Annotated in this window: 22 protein-coding genes and 2 tRNA genes; 15 read left to right on the top strand and 9 right to left on the bottom strand. The window is 37.6% G+C overall.

Going from position 1 to position 22,942, the window contains the following annotated elements; translation table 11 throughout:
• Window positions 1–43: 43 nt before the first annotated feature.
• The 6 genes from ABXT71_RS07405 to tgt form a co-directional block, all read right to left on the bottom strand.
• The gene (locus ABXT71_RS07405; protein WP_415370700.1) at window positions 44–1,303 is read right to left on the bottom strand and encodes an asparagine synthetase B; all 1,260 of its coding nucleotides are present in this window, start codon (window positions 1,301–1,303) and stop codon (window positions 44–46) included.
• A 255-nt stretch (window positions 1,304–1,558) separates the two neighbouring features.
• Complete coding sequence (dnaB, locus tag ABXT71_RS07400; RefSeq protein ID WP_415370699.1) at window positions 1,559–3,115, bottom strand: replicative DNA helicase; 1,557 nt, start codon at window positions 3,113–3,115, stop codon at window positions 1,559–1,561.
• A 167-nt stretch (window positions 3,116–3,282) separates the two neighbouring features.
• Complete coding sequence (locus tag ABXT71_RS07395; protein ID WP_415373081.1) at window positions 3,283–4,236, bottom strand: acetyl-CoA carboxylase carboxyltransferase subunit alpha; 954 nt, start codon at window positions 4,234–4,236, stop codon at window positions 3,283–3,285.
• A gap of 56 nt (window positions 4,237–4,292) precedes the next feature.
• Window positions 4,293–5,189, bottom strand: coding sequence for a DMT family transporter (locus ABXT71_RS07390; protein ID WP_415370698.1), 897 nt, complete (start codon window positions 5,187–5,189; stop codon window positions 4,293–4,295).
• Entirely contained in the window at window positions 5,176–6,252 is a 1,077-nt protein-coding gene (locus ABXT71_RS07385) for an LptF/LptG family permease (RefSeq protein ID WP_415370697.1), read from the bottom strand. Before ABXT71_RS07385 ends, ABXT71_RS07390 begins: the two co-directional genes overlap by 14 nt.
• A 175-nt stretch (window positions 6,253–6,427) precedes the next feature.
• The gene (gene tgt / locus ABXT71_RS07380; RefSeq protein ID WP_415370696.1) at window positions 6,428–7,558 is read right to left on the bottom strand and encodes a tRNA guanosine(34) transglycosylase Tgt; all 1,131 of its coding nucleotides are present in this window, start codon (window positions 7,556–7,558) and stop codon (window positions 6,428–6,430) included.
• A 199-nt stretch (window positions 7,559–7,757) separates the two neighbouring features.
• Here tgt and ABXT71_RS07375 point away from each other — a divergent pair, with 199 nt between their 5' ends.
• Both ABXT71_RS07375 and ABXT71_RS07370 read left to right on the top strand, forming a co-directional pair.
• Entirely contained in the window at window positions 7,758–8,603 is an 846-nt protein-coding gene (locus tag ABXT71_RS07375) for a transketolase (RefSeq protein ID WP_415370695.1), read from the top strand.
• Window positions 8,604–8,732: 129 nt separating this feature from the next.
• On the top strand, window positions 8,733–9,686 hold the full coding sequence (locus ABXT71_RS07370) for a transketolase family protein (RefSeq protein ID WP_415370694.1): 954 nt from the start codon (window positions 8,733–8,735) through the stop codon (window positions 9,684–9,686).
• Window positions 9,687–9,984: 298 nt separating this feature from the next.
• Here the strand turns inward: ABXT71_RS07370 and ABXT71_RS07365 are convergent, their stop codons facing one another.
• A complete protein-coding gene (locus ABXT71_RS07365) occupies window positions 9,985–10,893 on the bottom strand; it encodes an FKBP-type peptidyl-prolyl cis-trans isomerase (RefSeq protein ID WP_415370693.1) in 909 nt (302 codons plus the stop codon).
• Between the two features lie 78 nt (window positions 10,894–10,971).
• Between ABXT71_RS07365 and ABXT71_RS07360 the strand changes: the two genes are divergently transcribed.
• Both ABXT71_RS07360 and ABXT71_RS07355 read left to right on the top strand, forming a co-directional pair.
• The gene (locus ABXT71_RS07360; RefSeq protein ID WP_415370692.1) at window positions 10,972–11,349 is read left to right on the top strand and encodes an RNA-binding S4 domain-containing protein; all 378 of its coding nucleotides are present in this window, start codon (window positions 10,972–10,974) and stop codon (window positions 11,347–11,349) included.
• 117 nt (window positions 11,350–11,466) lie between these two features.
• Complete coding sequence (locus tag ABXT71_RS07355; RefSeq protein ID WP_415370691.1) at window positions 11,467–11,967, top strand: phosphoribosyltransferase family protein; 501 nt, start codon at window positions 11,467–11,469, stop codon at window positions 11,965–11,967.
• Here ABXT71_RS07355 and ABXT71_RS07350 read toward each other — a convergent pair.
• The gene (locus tag ABXT71_RS07350; RefSeq protein ID WP_415370690.1) at window positions 11,959–12,534 is read right to left on the bottom strand and encodes a shikimate kinase; all 576 of its coding nucleotides are present in this window, start codon (window positions 12,532–12,534) and stop codon (window positions 11,959–11,961) included. The two genes, ABXT71_RS07355 and ABXT71_RS07350, sit on opposite strands and share 9 nt — an antisense overlap.
• Before the next feature lie 98 nt (window positions 12,535–12,632).
• Here ABXT71_RS07350 and ABXT71_RS07345 point away from each other — a divergent pair.
• From ABXT71_RS07345 to ABXT71_RS07315, 7 genes are all read left to right on the top strand, one after another.
• A tRNA-Lys gene (locus ABXT71_RS07345) sits at window positions 12,633–12,705 on the top strand.
• 75 nt (window positions 12,706–12,780) lie between these two features.
• Window positions 12,781–12,863: transfer RNA gene (locus tag ABXT71_RS07340), tRNA-Leu, on the top strand.
• A gap of 287 nt (window positions 12,864–13,150) precedes the next feature.
• Complete coding sequence (locus tag ABXT71_RS07335; protein WP_415370689.1) at window positions 13,151–14,062, top strand: MerR family transcriptional regulator; 912 nt, start codon at window positions 13,151–13,153, stop codon at window positions 14,060–14,062.
• Window positions 14,055–15,515 (top strand): phytoene desaturase family protein, encoded by a 1,461-nt coding sequence (locus ABXT71_RS07330; RefSeq protein WP_415370688.1) that lies wholly within the window; start codon window positions 14,055–14,057, stop codon window positions 15,513–15,515. Before ABXT71_RS07335 ends, ABXT71_RS07330 begins: the two co-directional genes overlap by 8 nt.
• Window positions 15,516–16,358 (top strand): phytoene/squalene synthase family protein, encoded by an 843-nt coding sequence (locus ABXT71_RS07325; RefSeq protein ID WP_415370687.1) that lies wholly within the window; start codon window positions 15,516–15,518, stop codon window positions 16,356–16,358.
• 3 nt (window positions 16,359–16,361) lie between these two features.
• Window positions 16,362–16,811: a beta-carotene hydroxylase gene (locus tag ABXT71_RS07320; protein WP_415370686.1), complete on the top strand. Its 450-nt coding sequence runs from the start codon at window positions 16,362–16,364 to the stop codon at window positions 16,809–16,811.
• 6 nt (window positions 16,812–16,817) lie between these two features.
• Entirely contained in the window at window positions 16,818–17,510 is a 693-nt protein-coding gene (locus ABXT71_RS07315; protein ID WP_415370685.1) for a lycopene cyclase domain-containing protein, read from the top strand.
• 23 nt (window positions 17,511–17,533) lie between these two features.
• On the opposite strand, the gene recQ is transcribed toward ABXT71_RS07315, so the two are convergent.
• Complete coding sequence (recQ, locus tag ABXT71_RS07310) at window positions 17,534–19,726, bottom strand: DNA helicase RecQ (protein WP_415370684.1); 2,193 nt, start codon at window positions 19,724–19,726, stop codon at window positions 17,534–17,536.
• A 187-nt stretch (window positions 19,727–19,913) separates the two neighbouring features.
• Between recQ and ABXT71_RS07305 the strand changes: the two genes are divergently transcribed.
• From ABXT71_RS07305 to lptB, 4 genes are read left to right on the top strand one after another with little or no spacing between them, the layout of a single operon-like run.
• Window positions 19,914–20,879 (top strand): KpsF/GutQ family sugar-phosphate isomerase, encoded by a 966-nt coding sequence (locus ABXT71_RS07305; protein ID WP_415370683.1) that lies wholly within the window; start codon window positions 19,914–19,916, stop codon window positions 20,877–20,879.
• Between the two features lie 5 nt (window positions 20,880–20,884).
• Entirely contained in the window at window positions 20,885–21,739 is an 855-nt protein-coding gene (tatC, locus tag ABXT71_RS07300; protein WP_415370682.1) for a twin-arginine translocase subunit TatC, read from the top strand.
• A gap of 4 nt (window positions 21,740–21,743) precedes the next feature.
• Window positions 21,744–22,091: a carboxymuconolactone decarboxylase family protein gene (locus ABXT71_RS07295; protein WP_415370681.1), complete on the top strand. Its 348-nt coding sequence runs from the start codon at window positions 21,744–21,746 to the stop codon at window positions 22,089–22,091.
• A gap of 56 nt (window positions 22,092–22,147) precedes the next feature.
• Window positions 22,148–22,894 carry an LPS export ABC transporter ATP-binding protein gene (lptB, locus tag ABXT71_RS07290; RefSeq protein WP_415370680.1) on the top strand — a complete coding sequence of 249 codons (747 nt, stop codon included), beginning with the start codon at window positions 22,148–22,150 and terminating at the stop codon, window positions 22,892–22,894.
• Window positions 22,895–22,942: the final 48 nt, after the last annotated feature.

The raw sequence follows: 22,942 nt of genomic DNA, 5'->3' as shown, positions 1-22,942 counted from the left end.
GATACTTTATTTCAATTTATTAGCTGGAAATAGGTGTTTTTTTTTATGTCTTCTGCTTCTTCTTTTTTGCTGCAGGAAACAAGACATTATTTAATATCAAACGATAGCCAGGTGATTGAGGGTGCAATGCAAGTTCGGTTTTAGCATCCCCCACTCTATGCTGGTAATCTTCTGGATCGTGCCCACCGTAAAAAGTGAAGAAGCCTTTTCCTTTAATGCCATGAATGTAGCGCGCCTCTCCATTGGTTTTATTCTCACCCATTACTAGCACGTTGCTCTTTATTTCGTCACGCTCGTAAGATGTCGTTTGCCCCATAAATCCTTTTACTAATGAGGTATGGTTTTGCACCAGCATACAAGGAATAGGATCCCACTTCGCAGAATAATCCATTAAAGAGAAGTAATCTGTTTCTTTAGGAATACTACGTTTTCGGGTCATATCTATACTCGAGAACTCATAGACCATCGGGCTGCGCTCTAAATTAAAATCTTTAAAAGCAAATGTCTTTTTATAGTCTATTTTATTTTGATACCCAGAATCGCTAGGGTCGCCATCAAACATAGGTTCGCAAATGTCTATCCCTTCTGCAGCAAGTGCAATGTCAAAACTATCTGTAGCACTGCACATGGCAAACATAAAACCACCACCTACTACATAGTCACGCACTTTAAGGGCAACATCTCTTTTTGCTTCGGAAACTTTAGTATATCCCATTTTTATAGCGAGCTCTTCAGACTTTCGCTTTTCTTCAATATACCAAGGAGCAGATCGATAGGCTCTGTAAAATTTACCATATTGTCCTGTAAAATCTTCGTGATGTAAATGTAACCAGTCGTACAATAACAGCTCATCACCCATTACTTGTTCATCATAAATTGTCTCATAAGGAATCTCTGCGTAGGCCAATACCATGGTTACAGCATCATCCCAAGGCTGGTTTCCTAATGGCGAATACACTGCAATCTTTGGTGCTTTTTCTAAGGACACCGCTTCCATATTTTGTGATGGGCTCGCGATTAACTCTAAGATTTCTTGCGTTTTTGAATCGCTTAAGATTTCAAACGAAACCCCACGTATCTGGCACTCTCTTCTTATGTCTTCTACATCAGGCAATAGAAAAGAGCCACCTCTGTAGTTGAGAAGCCACTTTACTTTTACCTGTCTTTCAAGGGTCCAGTATGTCATTCCATATGCCTTGAGATGTTCTTTTTGCCCTTCAGTATCCATCGGGATGAGGATATACGAGGCACTTGCCTGCAGGCTAAAAAATAGGAAGATAATTAATATTATCAATCGTGTCATGTATCGTATTTTTGCAATGCTCAAAGTGAAGCATCAGTCTCAGGCTAAGATACTGACAAATTTTAAGCCAAAGTTATGATAGGCTGGAGATTTCAGTAGAAATTAAAGACAGACCTCTTTACTGTAAGAAGCAAGAGAAAAGAATATAGACCATTGACAGTATAATATATTCTTAAAACTAAAAGGAAGTAGCCAACAGTTAGTAGTCATGTATTCCACTATAAAATTATTATTTTTCGAGTTCCAGCTCCAGTTCTAAAAAGGAACTTCACTGTCATCATCAGCACTTAGATCGTCATTCATCGCACTGCCAAAGGCTTCATCTGGCGAAGGTAGATTTGCCGTTTTAAAGGTGTCATCATTCGCCGCGTTATTCATGCTAGAATGTAATTCTGTAGGCATATAATTAAAGGTCTCCAAGTTTTCAAAACGTCCTAAATGACCGATGAACTTTAGACGTATTTCATCAAGACCACCGTTACGGTGCTTGGCGATAATAAACTCTGCTTGCCCGTCTGTAGGTGAGTGTTCGTCGTCATCCCACTCTTCTATTTTGTAGTATTCTGGGCGATAAATAAAGGATACAATATCTGCATCTTGCTCAATCGCTCCAGATTCACGAAGGTCACTTAATAATGGGCGCTTACTTCCTCCACGTGTTTCAACGGCACGCGATAATTGTGATAGTGCAATTACCGGTATGGCTAATTCTTTAGCGAGGGCTTTAAGGTTACGAGAGATAGTCGAGATTTCTTGTTCTCGGTTTCCTCCGTTTTTATTTCCTCCGGCAGTCATCAACTGGAGGTAATCAATCATTATCAATTTTATCCCGTGTTGTGAAGCCAAACGTCTTGCTTTTGCACGTAAATCAAAAATGGATAAAGAAGGTGTGTCATCAATAAACAAAGGCGCTTTTTCTAAAGCTTGTACTCTTACGTTTAACTGCTCCCACTCATGCTTCTCAAGGTTTCCAGTACGCAACTTTTCCGAAGACAGTTTCGTTTCCGAAGAAATTAAACGTGTAATCAATTGCACAGATGACATCTCCAGTGAGAAAAAGGCGACAGGAATATTATGATCTACCGCAACGTTACGTGCCATAGATAAAGTTAACGCCGTTTTACCCATACCTGGACGGGCTGCGATGATGATTAAATCACTAGGCTGCCATCCTGAGGTAAGTTTATCTACTAACTCAAATCCTGAAGGAATTCCGGAGAGCCCTTCTTTGTTGGCTATTTCTTCAATCTTCTTTTTTGCGGCAATCACTAATTGCTGTGCTGTTTCTGAAGATCGTTTAATGTTTCCTTGGGTAATCTCGTAGAGTTTAGATTCTGCTGTGTCGAGTAAATCAAAAACGTCTGTAGTTTCGTCGTAAGATTCTTCAATAATCTCATTGGAGATTTTGATTAAACTACGTTGTATAAACTTTTGAAGTATGATTCTAGAGTGAAACTCAATATGCGCTGAAGAAGACACTTTTTGAGTTAACTGAATCAAATAAAACTCTCCTCCTGCAGCATCTAGTTTTTGCATCTGCTTTAAACGCGCCGAAACGGTTAATAAGTCGACCGGCGAGCCTTCTTTAAAGAGAATATAGATGGCCTCAAAAATATGCTGATGCGCTTCCTTATAGAAAACATCTGAGCTTAATATATCGATAACATCATCAACCCCTTTTTTATCAATCATCATCGCGCCTAACACAACCTCCTCAAGGTCAATAGCTTGTGGTGGTATTTTACCTTTCTCCAGAGAAACTACAGGAGTTGTGCGCTTTTTAAATGAAGAAGATGTTTGTACTTGTTCCATATGACTAAAGTAAGGATAACATAATGATTAAGTGAGAAAAATGTAAGTATGGATATTAACCATTCATTAACAAGTGCATTGTTAACAAGTAAAAAATATTGTTAATAAGGTACAAAAAAATCTGAAGCTAACACTTCAGATTTTTTAAAGTACCGGTATCACTCAATTTATTCTTTAAAGACTCCCATTTGAGAATATTTATCCATTCTTTTTTCGACTAAATCTTTTGGTGATAAGTCTTTTAAAACGGCATATTCTTTCTCGATGGCAGCTGCAACAGTCTTAAAAGTAGTCTCACGATCACTATGTGCTCCACCTAAAGGTTCTTTAACAATAACGTCTATGAGCTTTTGCTTTTTCATATCTGTTGCCGTAAGCTTTAAGGCTTCTGCTGCTTGTTCTTTATACTCCCAGCTCTTCCATAATATAGAAGAACAACTTTCTGGAGAGATTACAGAGTACCATGTGTTTTCTAACATCAGTACACGATCTCCTACTCCTATTCCTAGGGCACCACCACTGGCTCCTTCACCAATGATAACTACAATAATTGGCACTTTAAGGCGAGTCATCTCAAGTATATTCCGGGCAATAGCTTCTCCTTGTCCTCTTTCTTCTGCCTCCATTCCTGGATAGGCGCCTGGCGTATCTATTAAGGTCACAACAGGAATGCCGAATTTCTCGGCAGATTTCATCAGACGCAGTGCCTTACGATATCCCTCAGGATTTGCCATCCCAAAATTTCTATACTGTCGTGTTTTTGTATTGTATCCTTTTTGCTGACCAATAAACATATAACTCTGATCGCCTATTTTACCTAGGCCACCCACCATTGCTTTATCGTCTTTAAAATTTCGATCCCCGTGTAATTCTAAAAATGATTTATCACAAATAGAATTTATATAATCCATTGTGTAGGGACGATTGGGATGACGCGATAATAATACGCGCTGCCACGGAGTAAGGTTTTTATATATTTCTTTTTTGGTTTCTTTTAGTTTCTTCTCAATTTGCTTACAAGTATTAGTCACATCTATTTCACTGTCCTCGCCTATCTCGAAGGCTTTCTCGTACTGTTCTTGTAATTCTTTAATCGGAAGTTCAAACTCAAGATATTCCATAGTATCTTCTATTTTCAGGTTTGTTATGGCTACAAATATAACCAATGTCATGCTTATTATAACATCTCTTTAGACTTTCTAATGCTCCTCATTTTAATAATTCCGTTGCAGATAACTGTGGCGACAATAATCCCAGCACCCATATAAAATTGTGGGCTCATATGTTCTTTATCACCTAGAATCCATAGCGCTAGTAATATGCCATATACAGGCTCCATGTTAATGCTCAGCATTACGGTATAAGGGCTTATCCACTTCATCACGTGTACCGACGCGATAAAAGCGTAGGCGGTACAGGCAGAGGCTAAAATAAGAAGGTACACCCAATCCATTAAAGAGATTATAAAGAATGCTTCGGAAAAGTCACGAGCATAGAACAGATAGGCTGTAATACATAACATACCAAAGAACAACTCATAAAACGAAATGACCGACGCGTTATATTTTACTGCAAGCTTTCCATTAATAACAGAAAAAAGCGCTCCTAAAAAAGAAGAAGTAAGGGCGAGTAAGATCCCCCAAAAATAGTCACCTTCTACTTGAAAAATAATATATAAACCAACCACTACAATAAGTCCAAAAAGAACCTCATACCAGATAATTTTTCTCCTATAATATATAGGCTCTAAGAAAGCAGTGAAAAACGCACCTGTAGACATGATCGCTAGCGTGATCGAGACATTAGATTCTTTGATGGCACCAAAAAACGCCAACCAATGGACGGCGATTATCAGTCCTGCTAGGAAGAACCCAGCGATTGTTTTTAGCTTAAATTTCAGTTTATAACGTTTCAGTAGTACCCAAAAAAAGATTAGAACACTTGCAATTAACATTCTAAACCACACCAAAGGAAGTGCATCTATCGTAATGAGAGCACCCAGTACGGCTGTAAAACCCCAAATAAAAATGATGAAATGTAGGTGTAGGTAATTGAGGAGTTTATCGTTTTGCATTGCGTAACAGGTAAATCGCTAAGATAGTAAAGACCACATTAGGAAACCAAGTCGCTACCAAGGGTGAAAAATCACTTTGCTGCGCGAGTGTTCCAAAAATTTTATCAAAAAACACAAACACCATCCCAATACCAATACCTATAGCAAGATTTGCTCCCATCCCACCACGGCGCTTTACAGATGAAACGGCCACCGCAATAATGGTCAAAATAAAAACAGAAAACGGAATGCTGAAGCGCTTATACTTCTCGAGGACATATCTATTAATATAGGACGAACCTCTAGCCCGTTCTTGCGCTATGTATTTATTTAAGTCTGCATAATTGAGTGTTTCTGCAATATATTTTACAGGAGTAAGATCTTCTAATGCAAAAGAAAACGTAGTATCTACTCGAGTTCGTTTTTCTAAGATGTCATCGTTTATTCCTATAGTACGTTTCTTATAATTTTGAAGCGTATAGGTACTATCCAACTCATTGTAACGGATACGATTTGCAGAGATTTTATACACAAGTTTATTGTCTTCAAAATGTTCTAAACTAAAATTCCCGCCAGAATGGTCTAGTACATTAAAATGGCTTACGTATATATAGTCATTATCATTAATCTGTCTAAAGATATTTCCTTTCTCGCGGTCTTGCTTTCTAATTAAATACTCATATGTAAACTCGTTATAGCCTTTACTCGCATGAGGCGCAAGATATAAAGTAAGCCCAAGTCCTAGAGCAAATACGATAGTTGCCCCTATCATAAAAGGTCTTAAAAAACGGTAATAAGAAACACCGCTACTCAAAAAAGCAATTACCTCTGTGTTGTTAGCAAGCTTAGATGTAAACCAAATCACAGACAAAAACAGAAATAGCGGAAACAACAGATTTGCAAAATAAACTGTGAACTCTAAAAAATATATCGCTACAGCATTAAATGGCACTTCATTATCTAAGATCTTATCAATCTTCTCTGCCAAATGCACTGTAATACCGATAGGAATAAAAAGCAACAACAGGAGACCAAAGGTACCGAGGTATTTTTTTAATATGTATTTATCGAGAATGCTTAGCATGAAAATGGCTTATTGTTTGGGCTTGTGGTTTGTAGTTTCTGTTTTTATTAAATCTAGGTCAGATACTTTAAAGTTATTATGTGTTCGCTTATAACATCATTTTCATACCCAAACGGAATCTTCGATTAACATTTGCCTTTATACTTTTTTTCTGCATCTGCCACTAAAAACTAACTTATAGTCGTTTGTCCATTTGCCTCACCATCATGTTCTTCCATTTGGTAAAATCTCCTGCTAAGATATGTTTTCTTGCTTCGCGCACCAACCAAAGATAAAAACCAAGGTTATGAATAGTCGCAATCTGTCTCCCTAGCATTTCATTAACGGTAAAAAGATGTCTTACATATGCTTTGCTGTAAGCAGTATCTACCCACGTGATCGCCATATCATCAATCACTGAAAAATCTGCCTCCCATTTTTTGTTCTTTATGTTGATAGTTCCGTGGGCCGTAAAGAGCATTCCGTTACGTCCATTACGGGTAGGCATTACACAATCAAACATGTCAATCCCGAGAGCAATATTTTCTAATAAGTTAATAGGAGTACCTACGCCCATTAAATAACGAGGCTTATCTTTTGGCAAGATAGCGGTCACAACCTCTGTCATTGCGTACATCTCTTCTGCCGGTTCGCCTACAGAAAGTCCGCCAATGGCATTTCCTTCTGCACCTACTCCAGCTATATATTCTGCAGATTGCTGGCGTAAATCTTTATATGTACTTCCTTGTACAATAGGAAAAAACGTCTGACCGTAATCATATTTAAAAGGCAACTTCTCAAGATGTGTCAAGCAACGCTCTAACCAGCGATGCGTCATATGCATAGATCGTTTTGCATAATTATAATCACAAGGATAAGGGGTACATTCATCAAAAGCCATGATGATATCTGCCCCAATCGAACGCTGAATTTCCATCACATTCTCTGGCGTAAATGTATGGTAGCTGCCGTCTATGTGTGATTTAAACTTTACTCCTTCTTCTTTAATTTTGTTGTTTTCAGAAAGTGAATACACTTGATAGCCACCACTATCTGTTAGGATGTTTCTATCCCAATTCATAAACTTGTGAATTCCACCGGCTTTTTCAATAATATCGATGGAAGGCCTCAAGTATAAATGATAGGTATTTCCTAAAATAATATCAGGATTTATCTCGTCTGCAAGTTCGCGTTGATGCACACCCTTTACAGAACCCACAGTACCTACAGGCATAAAAATAGGTGTCTCTACAGGACCGTGATCCAGTGTGATTGTACCAGCACGCGCTTGGCTATTTATATCTGTTCCTTCTAGTTTAAAATCCATATAAAATCTTGAAAGTGCAAAGATACCCTTTTATAGTATTTCTGAAATACGACAAGCATCCTTAATCCCTATTTTAAAAAGAAATGACTAAACTTCCTATTTGTTAACTAATACCCCAAAATCGTTAATAACTGCCTCTTTTTCACCTTGAGTTCACCCTAAGATTCTAGTACTTTTGACACTTTATTCTAAAACAATTATGGCAGATATTGCACAATTAGAAAAGTTAGTAACGCAAGTACGACGCGACATTTTAAGACAGGTTCACAAAGTAAATTCTGGGCACCCAGGGGGCTCTTTAGGCTGTGCCGAATTTTTTGTGGCGCTCTACCAAGAAGTGATGGATCGTAAAGAAGAATTTGACATGGATGGAAAGGGAGAAGATCTCTTCTTCTTATCTAACGGTCACATTTCACCTGTATTCTACAGTGTGTTAGCACGTTCAGGATACTTTCCAGTAGAAGAACTAAATACGTTTAGACTCTTAAACTCTAGGCTACAAGGACATCCAACAACACATGAGGGACTTCCCGGAATACGTATTGCTTCAGGATCTTTAGGACAAGGTATTTCTGCAGCCTTAGGCGCAGCAGCAGCAAAAAAACTAAACAACGACACCCACCTAATATACACCCTTTGTGGTGACGGTGAGTTGCAAGAAGGTCAAAACTGGGAAGCAATTATGTATGCAGCCGCAAACAAAGTAGACAATATTATCGTGTCTATTGATGTTAACGGCCAGCAGATAGACGGGTCTACAGATATGGTGCTCGGTATGGGTAGCATCCGCGCAAAATTTGAAGCCTTTGGTTGGGATGTACTCGATGTAAAAGAAGGAAACAATATGAAGGCGGTCATCGACAGCCTCAAAGAAGCAAAATCAAAAACCGGCAACGGAAAACCTATCTGCGTTTTATTACATACAGTAATGGGGAACGGCGTAGACTTTATGATGCATACGCATGCTTGGCACGGGAAAGCTCCTAACGATGAACAACTCGCAGAAGCCTTATCTCAGAATCCAGAGACATTAGGAGACTACTAGTCGCCCTAGCCCACTGAATCAAGTTCAGCGCAAACCGAAAGGGAAATCAAAATTACAAATAGATTGAATATTAATAGTTAAATAATACCCGCAAACATTCCCCTCTATCAGAGGGGCTAGGGGAGGATTATGAAAACATATACAAACACAGGTAACAAGGACACACGATCAGGTTTTGGAGCAGGTCTTGAAGAACTTGGTAAGAAAAACGAAAACGTGGTAGCACTTTGTGCAGACTTAACAGGCTCTCTTAAAATGGACGCCTTTAAAGCAAACCATCCAGAGCGCTTCTTTCAAGTGGGGATTGCAGAAGCAAATATGATCGGAATGGCAGCAGGTATGACCATTGGAGGAAAAATTCCTTATACGGGTACTTTTGCAAACTTCTCCACAGGTCGCGTCTATGATCAAATAAGACAAAGTGTTGCTTATAGCGGTAAGAACGTAAAGATATGTGCTTCGCATGCTGGGATCACTTTAGGGGAGGATGGCGCAACGCACCAGATTCTTGAAGATATAGGCTTAATGAAAATGCTTCCGGGAATGACTGTAATCAACACATGTGATTACAACCAAACAAAGGCCGCAACATTAGCCATTGCAGATCACAACGGACCAGTATACTTACGTTTTGGACGTCCTAAAGTTGCCAACTTCACGCCAGAAAATGGCACATTTGAAATAGGAAAAGCACTTGAACTCACAGAAGGAACTGATGTAACCATCATCGCTACGGGACACTTAGTTTGGGAAGCATTAGAAGCTGCAAAAACCTTAAATGAATCAGGAATATCTGCTGAAGTAATAAATATACACACTATAAAACCCCTTGACGCACAAGCCATAATCACAAGTGTTAAGAAGACAGGTTGTGTTGTTACTGCAGAAGAGCATAACTACCTAGGTGGGCTTGGAGAAAGCGTCGCAAGAGTTCTAGCAGAGAACGCTCCTACACCGCAAGAAATGGTAGCTACTCAAGACACCTTTGGTGAGTCTGGCACGCCAGCTCAATTGATGGAAAAGTATGGTTTAAACGCCGAGGCTATAGTGAAAGCAGCAAAAAAAGTAGCTGCTAGAAAGTAATACCATTTTCGAAAATCATTAAAAAAGGGAGAAGCTATACCATATAGCCTCTCCCTTTTTTGCGTCATAGCAATTATACAACAGTGAATAGGAAGCTTAGACCTAATCACTATGGAGCTGACACATAAAAAGGAATAAAGCGGTACGCAGCATAAGTAGAAATACTCCATATTCGCTCTTATAAGAAGCACCACTAAAAATGAACGGACAGAACTGGCTGCTTTAAAATTTCCAAAGTATAAAAACAAAAAGACCGCTCATCAGTGATAAGCGGTCTTTTATCTAAGGTCGTATTCAATTAACTATCCTCATCTAGATAATCTGGTGTACCGTCACCATCTATATCTGGATACAATGCTGGATCTGTAATTCTCACACCATTCTCGTCTAGAATTTCTTGACTCGTAGGCACTCCGTCATTGTCATCATCCGCATCTGCAAAATTAGGTGTAAAGTCATCATCTGTGTCGTCGTTTTCTTCTTGTCCATTGCCATCTATATCTTCATAAATAGAAGGCACACCGTCACCGTCTTGATCTCCTTGGAAGGTCTCTAACAATTGAAACGTAAATACCAACTGCTCATATAAAGGTATTGCTGAACTCGTTGGCGGATTGTTAAAGTACCCTAATCCAGAAGGAATAAACATCGCTCCAACTCCATAGTCTTCAAAAGTAGTGGTCCCATCAGGATTTTTAATAAAAGATCCCGCAGCGTTAAACTCGATAGCAACATCCTGAAAACCGTTCACCACACCTGTTAAATCAAAAGCAACAGGTTGTGAAGACGCGTCAAAAGGTTCAAGATCTAGTTTCATACCCACATATTTTACAACTGTAATGTCTGGAAATTCTGGTGAATCACCAGATCCTTGTACTGCCTTTAAATAATATAACTTATAGTTCACATCGTCTTCCAGTCTATCTACTACCATTTTAGACTCCACCTGGTCAATCAATGCTATTTTATCTACATTGTCTCCCACGAGAGAATCAATAACAATATTAAAATCAAAGCCAGCTGGTGGATTTTGAAAATCTTCGTAGTTATAGAAGTGAGTTGCTAAAAAGTCTTCAATTTCTAATTGCGCTGCAATAGATTCTTCTCCTCTATCACGCGGTGGGGTTATATTTGAATCTTCATCATCTGAGCCACAGGCCCAAATAGTGATGAAAAGAAATACAAAAATAAATTTTGCTTTAAACATAGGTTTCATTTTGGGCTGCAAGATACAATTTTCGGTTATTTTTGTTAGCATAAAAAATGTAGTTTTAGTAGTTCTATTATGAGAGTTGATAAATATTTATGGTGCATTAGGTATTGCAAAACGAGGAGCGTCGCTACCAAGGAATGCAAAAAAGGAGCTGTTCGTTTAGGAGATGCGGTTATTAAGCCATCTCGCGACGTATTTCCTGGAGACACTATTACTTACAGAAAAAAACAAGTAAGCTACGTTATCCAGGTGATTAACCTCCCCGAGCAAAGAGTAGGCGCAAAACTCGTTGCTTTATATGCTAAAGACGTTACACCTAAAGAAGCGTTTCAGCAACAAGCACTTTTAAAATACAGCAAAGATTACTATCGTAAAAAAGGCGTGGGTCGTCCTACTAAAAAAGACAGAAGAGATATTGATGGCTTTTATGTAGATACAGAAGAAGAGTGAGGTGATTTTTGATTATAGCTATTAGAAGGCTATAATCTCTTCGGAAATATTCACAACTTAAAACTTGACTTAGACTTATTTAATATCAGTATTTTTGATTTCAGAAAAACACTCAAAATGACAACAACCACGGTTATTCTAGACAAGACACAATTTGCGCACAAGATACGCAGAATGGGGTATCAAATTTATGAAGCGAATTTGAATGAAAAAGAGATAGTCATTGCGGGCATTAAAGAGAACGGTTACACGTTTGCTAAAAAACTGAAGACCATGGTCGAGAAAATTTCCCCCATAAAAGTGACACTCTGCGCAGTGACTATTGACAAAAAATCTCCTTCATCTCCTATTAAAACATCAATCCCCGCATCTGCCTACCAAGACAAATCTCTAGTTCTTGTGGATGACGTGTTACATTCTGGCACTACCTTAATATATGCTGTTCGGCATTTTCTAGATGTACCGTTAAAGCAATTTAAGACTGCTGTACTTGTAGATAGAAATCACAAAAAATATCCAATAAAGGCAGACTATAAAGGCGTTTCACTTTCTACTTCAATTAATGAGAATGTTGCTGTGATTTTTGAAAAAGGAAATGACCGCGCTATCTTAGAATAGGTCTACTACTATTTCTTCTACAATTTCTACTACTGTTTTATCGTCTACATTGATGGTTCTTTCTGCTTGAAAATAATAAAAATTACGTTCGAAAAGGTGTTTTCGAATAAAATCGTTTAAACCCACTTCAGTTTTAAGATGCGCTATAAGAGGTCGCTTTTCTTTTTCATCGCTCAAGCGTTGGGTTAATGTTTCCAGAGAGGCTTTTAAATAAATAACGATCACATCTGGTTTACTCAAAATGGTCTCCATCATATTTCCATAGCAAGGCGTACCACCTCCAGTCGCGATAATACTCTGATTATTTTGCACTAAAAGCCTCAATAAAGTAGCGCGCTCTTTTTTTCTGAAATAAATTTCGCCCTTTTCAACAAATACAGAAGCGATAGACAGACTTTCTTCTTTCTCTATTTCTGCATCTAAATCATAGAAGGAAGTGGACAAAACTTTAGCTAGGCCGCTTCCTATAACACTCTTACCCGAACCCATATACCCTATTAAGACAATTTTCATACTACTAATTACTTGATTATGAAGCCCAAAGAAAAAGCTTATATTTTTTTTCAAATTTATTGATTTTCCTTTTGAATTTTATATTTAATGGTAGTATATTTGCACCCGCCTAGAGAACTACTTTGCATCGCAATTCTTTTTTTTTAGGAAATGACCAGTTAGCTCAGTTGGTAGAGCACCTCCCTTTTAAGGAGGTGGTCCTGGGTTCGAGCCCCAGACTGGTCACAAAAAAGTTAGACCTTTCGGTTTAACTTTTTTTGTTTCTGAAATATTCTAATTTTCAGAAACGCACTCCTATCTACCCGGGTGCTGAAATTGGTAGACAGGCACGGTTGAGGGCCGTGTGCACTAGTTGCGTGTGGGTTCAAGTCCCATTCCGGGTACAACATAAGTCATCTTAACCGATGACTTTTTTTGTCTACTAGACCACAACGTTTATTAGTTTAACGCGTCGATAAAGCGATAGCGTCTTCCACGAAGTCTTCACTAAAGATGAACGTTCACTTAAAAATCATAACGCTGTTTATTCTCCTAACAAGTTAAGTCATATTAGTGGATAACTATTTTATTCTTAGTTTATATTTTGTTTAACTTTGGCAAAAGTTTATTAAACATAAAGAATTGATTCTGTTTTTAATAAGTTATTTTTGCGCACTCAAAAGCTAACAAAGTGGCCATAAAAACAGTATTTAGCATTAAAGACCTAGAGAACCTAAGTGGAGTCAAAGCTCACACGATAAGAATCTGGGAAAAACGTTATGAATTATTCTCTCCTGAGCGATCAGAAACCAATATTAGGATATACAATCTAGATGGACTTAAAAAACTACTTAATGTCACGCATCTATATAATGAAGGGCATAAAATCTCTAAGATCGCGACATTAGGCCAGGATGAAATTATAACTTTAACTAAAGAGAGTTCAACCTCTTCTCAAAATGCCTATATCATCAATAAGTTTAAAACAGCCATGTTCAGTTTTGACTTCGATCTTTTTCATAATACATACAAGGAGATGGAGAAGCAATCGAATTTTAATCATTCTTTCGAGAACTTAATTATCCCACTATTAGCAGAAATAGGGATGCTATGGCTTGCAGGCACTATAGACCCGAGTCATGAGCGTTTCATTTCAGAACTAATCAGGCAGAAACTCACCATAGAGACAGATAAGGCTCAACAGCAATTTGTGCTTAAAAGTGATAAAATAGTCGCACTGTATCTTCCATTCAACGAGATCCACGAAATAGGACTTATTTACGCGCAATACCTAGTAATACAAGCTGGATTTAAAACCGTTTATCTTGGAAGTAATATACCCTTAGAAAGTTTAACTCACGTTAAAAAACATCATGAAAATTTACTTTACATGACTTATTTAACCACAGAACCAAGCACAATTTCCATACATAAATATCTTAAAGATTTTAATGATCTAGTTTGCACAGACACCATCTATGATCTTTGGTGTTTGGGCTCAAAGGCAAATGATATTGATCAAAAGAGAGTAAACGGTAACATCAAAGCTATCACTCAAATACAAGATTTTAATAAACAACTAAAACGTCTTGCAAATGCCTAAAAAAGTACTAATAATAGGTGCTGGATTTTCAGCATTAGCTGCGGCTTCTTACTTGGCAAAAGAAGGCAACGAAGTTGTTATCTACGAAAAGAATGAGACCGTTGGTGGAAGAGCGAGGCAATTAAAACGAGAAGGCTTTACTTTCGACATAGGTCCAAGCTGGTACTGGATGCCAGATGTATTTGAGCGCTTCTTTAATGATTTTGGTAAAAAGACATCAGATTATTACGAGCTTAACAAACTGAGCCCAGCATATGCGGTGTACTTCGGAAAAAATGATTACATCACGATTGAGGATACCTTAGAAAAAATATGCGCAGCATTTGAAATTGAAGAAAAAGGAAGTTCTATTCAATTAAAGAAATTTATTGATAATGCACAGGATAATTATAATATCGCCATTAAGGACCTTGTTTACAGACCAGGCATTTCACCATTAGAATTAGTGACACCGGTAACCGCAAGAAAAATAGGACAGTTTTTCAGCACCATAAGTAGAGATGTTAGAAAGACATTTAAGAACCCAAGACTCATCTCGATACTTGAATTTCCCGTATTATTTTTAGGCGCAAAACCTTCTGACACTCCTTCTTTTTATAGTTTTATGAATTATGCAGATTTTGGGTTAGGGACTTTTCATCCTAAAAATGGCATGTACAGTGTTATTGAAGGGATGCGAGATTTGGCAATAGAACTTGGCGTGACAATTAAGACATCTCAGAATATTTCAGAAATAATTACAGAAGGGAAAACCGCAAAAGGTATTGTCGCAAATGGAAAAAAAGTTCTTGGGGATATTATACTCAGTGGAGCAGATTATCATCACACAGAAACTTTAGTACCTAAGTCGTTGAGGCAATATTCTGAAAAGTACTGGGAAAGCAGAACTTTTGCACCATCATCCCTTTTATTTTATGTAGGGTTTGATAAAAAAATTAAAAATGCTGAACATCATACTTTATTCTTTGATGTCGATTTTGCCGCCCATGCTACCCAAATTTATGATGATCCAAAGTGGCCAGAAGACCCGTTATTTTACGCTAACTTTCCTTCGATGACAGATAGTAGTGCCGCTCCCGAAGGTAAAGAAGCTGGGTTTTTTCTAATCCCATTAGCTCCTGGACTGGAAGACACACCAGAACTAAGAGAAAAATATTTTAACATTATTATAAATCGTTTTGAAGAATTGACCGACCAAGATGTGAAAAATTACGTTATATTTAAGGAATCCTTTTGTGTGAATGATTTTGTAGAAGCATATAATTCATATAAAGGAAATGCCTATGGTCTTGCAAACACACTATTACAAACTGCATTTTTAAGACCTAAATTAAAGAGTAAAAAGGTTGAAAATTTATTTTTTACAGGACAATTAACCGTTCCAGGGCCAGGAGTCCCACCAGCATTAATCTCTGGTAAACTTGTTGCTGGACTCATTGAAAAAACAAGCTAATTGAAAGCACTATTTGACATCGTATCTCAAACTTGTAGCAAGAGCGTAACTAATGCTTATAGCACATCGTTCTCACTTGCCACAAAAATGCTTGCGCCTTCAATACGCCAAGACATTTACAACATCTATGGTTTTGTGCGTTTTGCAGATGAAATTGTAGACTCTTTTCATGACTATGATAAATCAACACTGTTTGCAAATTTTGAAACTGAAATGGAGTACGGCTTGAAGCATAAAATTAGCTTAAACCCTATCATTAATTCATTTCAGCATACGGTTGCTGAATATGATATTGATCGCGCATTAATAGATTCGTTTATGGATAGTATGCGCTTAGACCTTACCAAGAGCGACTACTTGACAGAAGATGAATATAAGCAGTATATTTATGGCTCAGCAGATGTTGTGGGTCTTATGTGCCTTAAGGTATTTGTGAAAGGAGACCATAAGCAATACGAAGAATTAAAAGAGTCTGCCATGTCATTAGGATCGGCTTTTCAGAAAGTAAATTTCTTGCGAGATTTGAAAGATGACTTTGAAGGACTAAGTCGCACCTATTTCCCGAACACAAATCTAAATGCCTTAGACGAAGCTTCTAAAGCCACTATCATAAAAGATATTGAAGAAGATTTTGCCAAAGGATATAAGGGTATTTTATTATTACCTACAGATGCGAAATTTGGTGTATTTATGGCGTACCGCTATTATAACAGATTACTTAAAAAATTACAAAAGACTCCTGCAATGGAGATAAAAAATACGCGCATACGTGTTCCTAATTATGAGAAATTTGGGCTACTCACACGCAGTTACGTAAAATATCAACTTAAACTTGTAAAATAAACCATGGATATTTTTCTCTGGATTCTTGTCTTTTTAATGACGTTTAGTATTATGGAATTTATGGCGTGGTTCACCCATAAATATGTGATGCATGGCTTTTTATGGAAATTTCATAAAGACCATCATCATAAAGACCACGGCAGTTGGTGGGAGCGTAATGATTTCTTTTTCATCTTTTATGCTGCTGTAAGTATTAGCTGTTTTATCGCTTGGGATTCTTATAACATTTGGATTGGGCTTCCCATAGGCTTAGGTATTTTTGCCTACGGCGTAGCTTATTTTTTTATACACGACATTTTTATACATCAACGGTTTAAGCTGTTTCGTAATGCAAACAATTGGTATGCAAAAGGCATAAGACGAGCACACAAAATACACCATAAGCACTTAGGTAAAGGTGAAGGTGAATGTTTTGGGATGTTGGTCCCACCTTTAAAATACTTTAAAAGATAAGTAGGCATGAAAAATCTATATCTCTATTTAAATATAGGGTCTTTTGTTGTTCCTTTTCTTTTTAGCTTTCACCCTAAACTTCAGTTCTATAAAAAATGGAAATACCTCTTTCCAGCCATCGCCATAATGATGGCTTTTTATATTTCTTGGGATATCATTTTTACAAATGCTGGGTTCTGGGGGTTTAACGATGCATATATAACGGGATACAAAATATTTAATTTACCAATAGAAGAGTGGCTGTTTTTTATATGTATTCCTTATGCCTGCATGTTTACGCATCATTCTCTATCCTATCTATCCCCAAATCTCACCTTCAGCAATCAAACGGCGTCCATCATATATGTGACACTTGTAACTACTATGATCATATGTCTTTGGTACTATTATGATAGATGGTATACGCTAGTAAATTTTGTTTACACAATTTTATTATTAGGATTGGTTTACAATTATATGCGTGATAAACTGGCTCTATTTTTACCAACATTCTTGATTATCTTACTCCCTTTTCTACTCGTAAACGGCGTGTTAACGGGATCTTTTATTCAAGAACAAGTGGTATGGTATGATCATGCAGAAAATATGAATACTCGCATATTTACAATACCGGTTGAAGATTCTCTGTATGCGCTAGGGATGTTATTGACGGTCTATGTGCTGATGGAATGGCTTGAATCAGGAAGTAAAAAAGTTTAGAATATTTCCGAATAAAACAAAAACTAGTTAGCCACCTCGCTAATAAACTTGATGCGATATAACCTTAATTCTTCCGTATCATAATCGCCATCAAACTCTTCCATTGCAGCTTCTATATCGTCATTTTCAGCTTCTATAAAATACTCATGGATCTCTTCTTGCTGATCATCGTCTAGGAAGTCATCTATCCAATAATTTATATTCAACTTAGTGCCACTATAAACGATAGCCTCCATTTCTTTAATGAAATCTGGCATATCTAGACCTTTAGAACTTGCGATGTCTGTTAATGGTAATTTTCTATCCACATTCTGGATGATATATAACTTATTGATACTATTGCTCCCTGTAGACTTTACAACAAAATCGTCTGGGCGCTCAATACCATTCTCCTCTACATATCTCGAAATAAGGCTCACAAACGTTTTACCATATTTCTTAGCCTTCCCTTCTCCTACTCCGTGCACATTAGACATTTCTTCTAAGGTAATAGGATACTTCAAAGCCATATCATCTAAGGAAGGGTCTTGAAAAATAACAAATGGCGGCAAACTCATCTTATCTGCAATGTTCTTTCGCTCTGCTTTTAAAAGCTTAAATAACTTCTCGTCAGCAACAGCACCACCTTTTTGATTGACAATAATAGTGTCGTCATTCGCTTCCTTAAAAGAATGATCTTCTGTCATTAAAAATGACACTGGATTTTTAAGAAACTCGCGTCCACGCTTCGTTACTTTAACAACGCCATAACTCTCTATGTCTTTCTTTAAGTATCCAGCCACCAGCAATTGCCGCAGCAACGCCAGCCAATGCATATCTTCTTTATTAACACCAATCCCGAAAAACTCTTGTTGATCTGTCCTGTGCGATTTGATCATCGCATTCAGTTTTCCTGTGACCACGTTTACAACCTCTTTAGACTTGTATTGTTCATTAGTCCTGCTAATTACCGAAATTATCTTTACGGCATCTTCCTTTGCTTCATGTTGCTTTTTAGGATAGCGCATATTATCATCCATTTGTCCACCATCGCCAGTATCTGTATCAAACGCTTCACCAAAATAATGTAAAATGAACTTTCGTCGAGACATAGATGTTTCAGAAAAAGCAACCATCTCTTGTAATAACGCATGACCTATCTCCTGCTCTGCCACAGGTTTACCACTCATAAACTTCTCGAGTTTCTCAATATCTTTATAAGAATAATAGGCTAAACAAATTCCTTCTCCACCATCTCTTCCCGCTCTACCCGTTTCTTGATAATAACTCTCGATGCTTTTTGGCATATCATTGTGTATGACAAAACGTACATCTGGCTTATCGATACCCATACCAAATGCGATGGTCGCAACAACAATATCGCACTTCTCCATTAAGAACATGTCTTGATGCCGCACACGGGTTTTAGCATCTAATCCTGCGTGATATGGCACGGCGTTAATGCCGTTTACTTGTAATATTTGCGCTAGTTCTTCTACTCGTTTGCGGCTCAAACAATAAATGATCCCGCTCTTGCCATCGTGTTGTTTCACAAAACGTGTGATATCACTATCCACACTTTTTGTTTTTGGCCGTACTTCATAATAAAGATTGGGTCTATTAAATGAAGCTTTAAATGTGTTTGCAGTAGACATGCCTAGATTCTTAAGGATATCTTCTTGTACTTTAGGCGTTGCAGTAGCTGTCAAGCCTATGATAGGAATATTATCGGCTATGCGTTCAATGATACTTTTTAGATTTCTGTATTCGGGTCTAAAGTCGTGCCCCCATTCACTGATGCAATGTGCTTCATCAATGGCTAAAAATGAAATAGTCTGATTCTGTAAAAAATCTACATATTCATCTTTGGTTAAAGACTCTGGTGCTACGTAGAGTAATTTTGTAATACCGCTTTCGATATCACTTTTTACTTTTCTAATCTCGGTTTTATTGAGAGAGGAGTTAAGCACATGCGCTATTCCTTCATGGGAAGAGATGGAGCGTAGCACATCTACTTGGTTTTTCATTAAAGCAATGAGAGGTGAAACCACAATCGCGGTGCCTTCATTCATAAGAGCGGGTAATTGATAACAGAGCGATTTTCCGCCACCTGTTGGCATTATTACAAAGGTATTCTCTCGATTGAGAATACTTTGTATTACTTGTTCTTGTAGTCCTTTGAACTGGGTAAACCCAAAGTACTGCTTTAAAGCTGCGTATAAATCAACTTTGGTCACGTGTTTGTTTTAGTATTTATTAGGTAAACACCTTTAATTGGCTAAACTATTGTAAGAACCTAGTAACAATCGTAATTTTGTAACTCACAAGTTTGCAAATAAAAAGCATGGTATGTTTTAGGCTTATTTTTGTCGTATTAAATATACTAAAATAATAATTATAGCAAGCGCATAAATCAATAGAGTTGTGAAAGATTTTAAATCGATAATAAATACCGCCAAACACACCATAATAACTGAAGCTCAGGCAATTAACAATCTTGCGGATTTGGTAGATGATTCATTTGCGCAAGCAGTGGTCTCTATTTTTCAATCTTCTGGACGCGTTATTGTCACAGGGATAGGTAAGAGTGCAAATATAGCCACAAAAATAGTCGCAACTTTGAACAGCACAGGCACCCCAGCTATTTTTATGCACGCGGCAGATGCAATACATGGAGACCTAGGAACCATACAAGAAGATGATACTGTAATCTGTATTTCTAAAAGCGGAAATACTCCGGAAATAAAAGTACTCGTTCCTTTAATTAAAGCAAGAAAAAATAAGATTATTGCGATCACTTCAAATTCAGATTCATTTCTGGGTGAGCAGTCGGACTTCATTTTGAATGCATATATAGAGAAAGAAGCCTGTCCTAATAACCTAGCACCCACAACAAGCACAACAGCGCAACTTGTAATGGGAGATGCACTTGCAGTTTGTTTATTAGAACTCAGAGGATTTACAAGTAAAGATTTTGCAAAGTACCACCCAGGTGGCTCCTTAGGAAAACAATTATACCTGAGAGTGAGTGATTTAACTAGTTTAAACGCGCTGCCGCAAGTCGCTCCTTCCACTCCAATGAAAGAGGTGATTCTAGAGATTTCAAAAAGCATGCTCGGTGTCACCGCCGTTATTGACAACAATGTAATTGTTGGTATTATCACAGATGGCGACCTAAGACGTATGCTCACAAAAGTGGACAGCATTACAGGGTTATCTGCAAAAGACATTATGTCTTCAAATCCAAAATTAATTGATAACGACGCGATGGCAGTAGAAGCGAGCACCATGATGGAAGCTAATGGCATCACTCAAATAATCGCGCATAGCGAAGGTATATATAAAGGTATCGTGCATATTCACAACCTTACCAAAGAAGGAATCATATAGTCTGTATGAAAAAACAAGTACCCATAGGAGAACCCAAAACCGAAATGTCTTTTTTAGATCATCTAGAAGAATTGCGCTGGCATTTAATACGATCTACTATCGCCGTGGTTGTTATTGGTATTGCTGCATTTATCGCTAAAGGATTTATTTTTGATGGTATTATTTTCTGGCCAAAAGACGCAAATTTCCCTACCTATAGATTCTTATGTAGCTCTGCACAACTCATTGGCTTAGATAGTTTTTGTTTTTCTGAAATGCCATTCTCTATTCAAAGCAGAACCATGGCTGGGCAGTTTTCTGCTCATATTTGGACTTCAATTACTGCTGGAGTCATCGTGGCATTCCCTTATATTATTTACGAGTTTTGGAAATTTGTAAGCCCAGGAATGCACAACAATGAACGCAATACCAGTAAAGGATTCATCTTTGCAGCCTCCTTCTTATTTTTCACAGGAGTCCTCTTCGGTTATTTTATTGTAACGCCATTATCGATTAACTTTTTAGGAAATTATCAAGTAAGTGAAACCGTACTCAACGAGTTTGATTTAGACAGCTATATCAGCACCATTAGAGCTTCTGTGCTTGCCAGCGGCGTTATTTTTGAACTACCAATCATCATTTATTTCTTGACTAAAATAGGACTCGTAACACCTGCATTTATGCGGAAATATCGCAAATTCGCACTGGTAATTGTCTTGATCCTTTCCGCAGTAATCACACCACCAGATATTGCCAGCCAAGTTATTGTGGCAGTCCCTGTTCTCATTTTATATGAAGTGAGTATTTTTATTAGTAGAGCGGTAATTCGCAATCAAGAAAAAGCAGCAAAGAAAGCTGCAAAAAAAACAGCCAAATCATAGCCAAATGAATAAAATAGAAGAGTTTAACGCATACCGTTCTAGGATGAACGCGCGTATACTAGAAGATAATAATAAGATTGTAAAACGTATTTTCAATTTAGATACAAACGCCTTTATGGAAGGGGCGTTACCTAAAAAAACCAAAGAACTTTTAGGCTTAGGGAACTCACTCGTATTACGTTGTGATGATTGTGTGAAGTATCATCTGGAGGCCTGCAGCGCACTTAATGTTAACACTGACGAATTAGTAGAAGCGATGAGTGTGTCCTTATTAGTAGGCGGCACTATTATGATTCCACATTTACGTAAAGCATACGAATACTGGGATTTACTAGAAGCCCAGAAAAAGTAATTTTTACTTCGGAAATTTTAATGGTATTTTTAACGTTATAGATTACAGCAATCCTCATGAAACTCAAAGCAGAAAATTTAATGAAATCCTATAAAGGCCGAAAGGTCGTTAAAGGGATTACTGTAGAAGTAAATCAAGGAGAGATTGTTGGGTTATTAGGTCCCAATGGAGCTGGTAAGACTACTTCATTTTATATGATTGTTGGGTTGATAAAGCCTAACGGAGGCACCATCCATCTCGATGGCACAGAAATTACCAAATACCCAATGTACAAGCGTGCTCAAAACGGGATAGGCTATCTTGCTCAAGAGGCCTCTGTGTTTAGAAAGTTAAGTGTTGAGGATAATATTTTAAGTGTCCTCCAAATGACGAAGCTTTCAAAAAAAGAGCAGCTTACAAAAATGGAGTCCTTGATTGAAGAATTTGGCTTAGGTCATATTCGTAAAAGCCGTGGTGATTTATTAAGTGGTGGAGAACGAAGACGTACAGAGATTGCCAGAGCATTAGCCACTGACCCTAACTTCATTTTACTAGACGAGCCATTTGCAGGAGTTGACCCTGTTGCGGTAGAAGACATACAACGTATTATAGCAAAACTCAAAAATAAAAACATCGGCATTCTTATTACCGATCACAACGTACAAGAAACACTTGCCATTACAGACAGAACTTATTTAATGTTTGAAGGAAGTATTTTAAAACATGGAAAACCAGCAGAACTCGCAGCAGATGAGATGGTACGTAAAGTATATCTTGGTCAAAACTTTGAGTTACGGAAAACCAAGCTCGATTTTAATGCATAGTATGCTGTTTGGGCTTCAGCATAGACCTATTTTACAAATAAAACATAA

The sequence above is a fragment of the Patiriisocius sp. Uisw_047 genome (assembly GCF_047730165.1).
In the GTDB taxonomy this organism is placed as follows: Bacteria; Bacteroidota; Bacteroidia; order Flavobacteriales; family Flavobacteriaceae; genus Patiriisocius.
The sequence above is the reverse complement of the archived record's forward strand: the minus strand, read 5'-3'. Positions and strand labels throughout refer to the sequence as shown.

Excerpts from the sequence above, each read along its gene's own strand:
- ABXT71_RS07405 (WP_415370700.1), bottom strand. The coding sequence starts at position 1,303 with ATGACACGATTGATAATATTAATTATCTTCCTATTTTTTAGCCTGCAG.
- dnaB (WP_415370699.1), bottom strand. The coding sequence starts at position 3,115 with ATGGAACAAGTACAAACATCTTCTTCATTTAAAAAGCGCACAACTCCT.
- ABXT71_RS07395 (WP_415373081.1), bottom strand. The coding sequence starts at position 4,236 with ATGGAATATCTTGAGTTTGAACTTCCGATTAAAGAATTACAAGAACAG.
- ABXT71_RS07390 (WP_415370698.1), bottom strand. The coding sequence starts at position 5,189 with ATGCAAAACGATAAACTCCTCAATTACCTACACCTACATTTCATCATT.
- ABXT71_RS07385 (WP_415370697.1), bottom strand. The coding sequence starts at position 6,252 with ATGCTAAGCATTCTCGATAAATACATATTAAAAAAATACCTCGGTACC.
- tgt (WP_415370696.1), bottom strand. The coding sequence starts at position 7,558 with ATGGATTTTAAACTAGAAGGAACAGATATAAATAGCCAAGCGCGTGCT.
- ABXT71_RS07375 (WP_415370695.1), top strand. The coding sequence starts at position 7,758 with ATGGCAGATATTGCACAATTAGAAAAGTTAGTAACGCAAGTACGACGC.
- ABXT71_RS07370 (WP_415370694.1), top strand. The coding sequence starts at position 8,733 with ATGAAAACATATACAAACACAGGTAACAAGGACACACGATCAGGTTTT.
- ABXT71_RS07365 (WP_415370693.1), bottom strand. The coding sequence starts at position 10,893 with ATGTTTAAAGCAAAATTTATTTTTGTATTTCTTTTCATCACTATTTGG.
- ABXT71_RS07360 (WP_415370692.1), top strand. The coding sequence starts at position 10,972 with ATGAGAGTTGATAAATATTTATGGTGCATTAGGTATTGCAAAACGAGG.
- ABXT71_RS07355 (WP_415370691.1), top strand. The coding sequence starts at position 11,467 with ATGACAACAACCACGGTTATTCTAGACAAGACACAATTTGCGCACAAG.
- ABXT71_RS07330 (WP_415370688.1), top strand. The coding sequence starts at position 14,055 with ATGCCTAAAAAAGTACTAATAATAGGTGCTGGATTTTCAGCATTAGCT.
- ABXT71_RS07320 (WP_415370686.1), top strand. The coding sequence starts at position 16,362 with ATGGATATTTTTCTCTGGATTCTTGTCTTTTTAATGACGTTTAGTATT.
- ABXT71_RS07315 (WP_415370685.1), top strand. The coding sequence starts at position 16,818 with ATGAAAAATCTATATCTCTATTTAAATATAGGGTCTTTTGTTGTTCCT.
- tatC (WP_415370682.1), top strand. The coding sequence starts at position 20,885 with ATGAAAAAACAAGTACCCATAGGAGAACCCAAAACCGAAATGTCTTTT.
- ABXT71_RS07295 (WP_415370681.1), top strand. The coding sequence starts at position 21,744 with ATGAATAAAATAGAAGAGTTTAACGCATACCGTTCTAGGATGAACGCG.
- lptB (WP_415370680.1), top strand. The coding sequence starts at position 22,148 with ATGAAACTCAAAGCAGAAAATTTAATGAAATCCTATAAAGGCCGAAAG.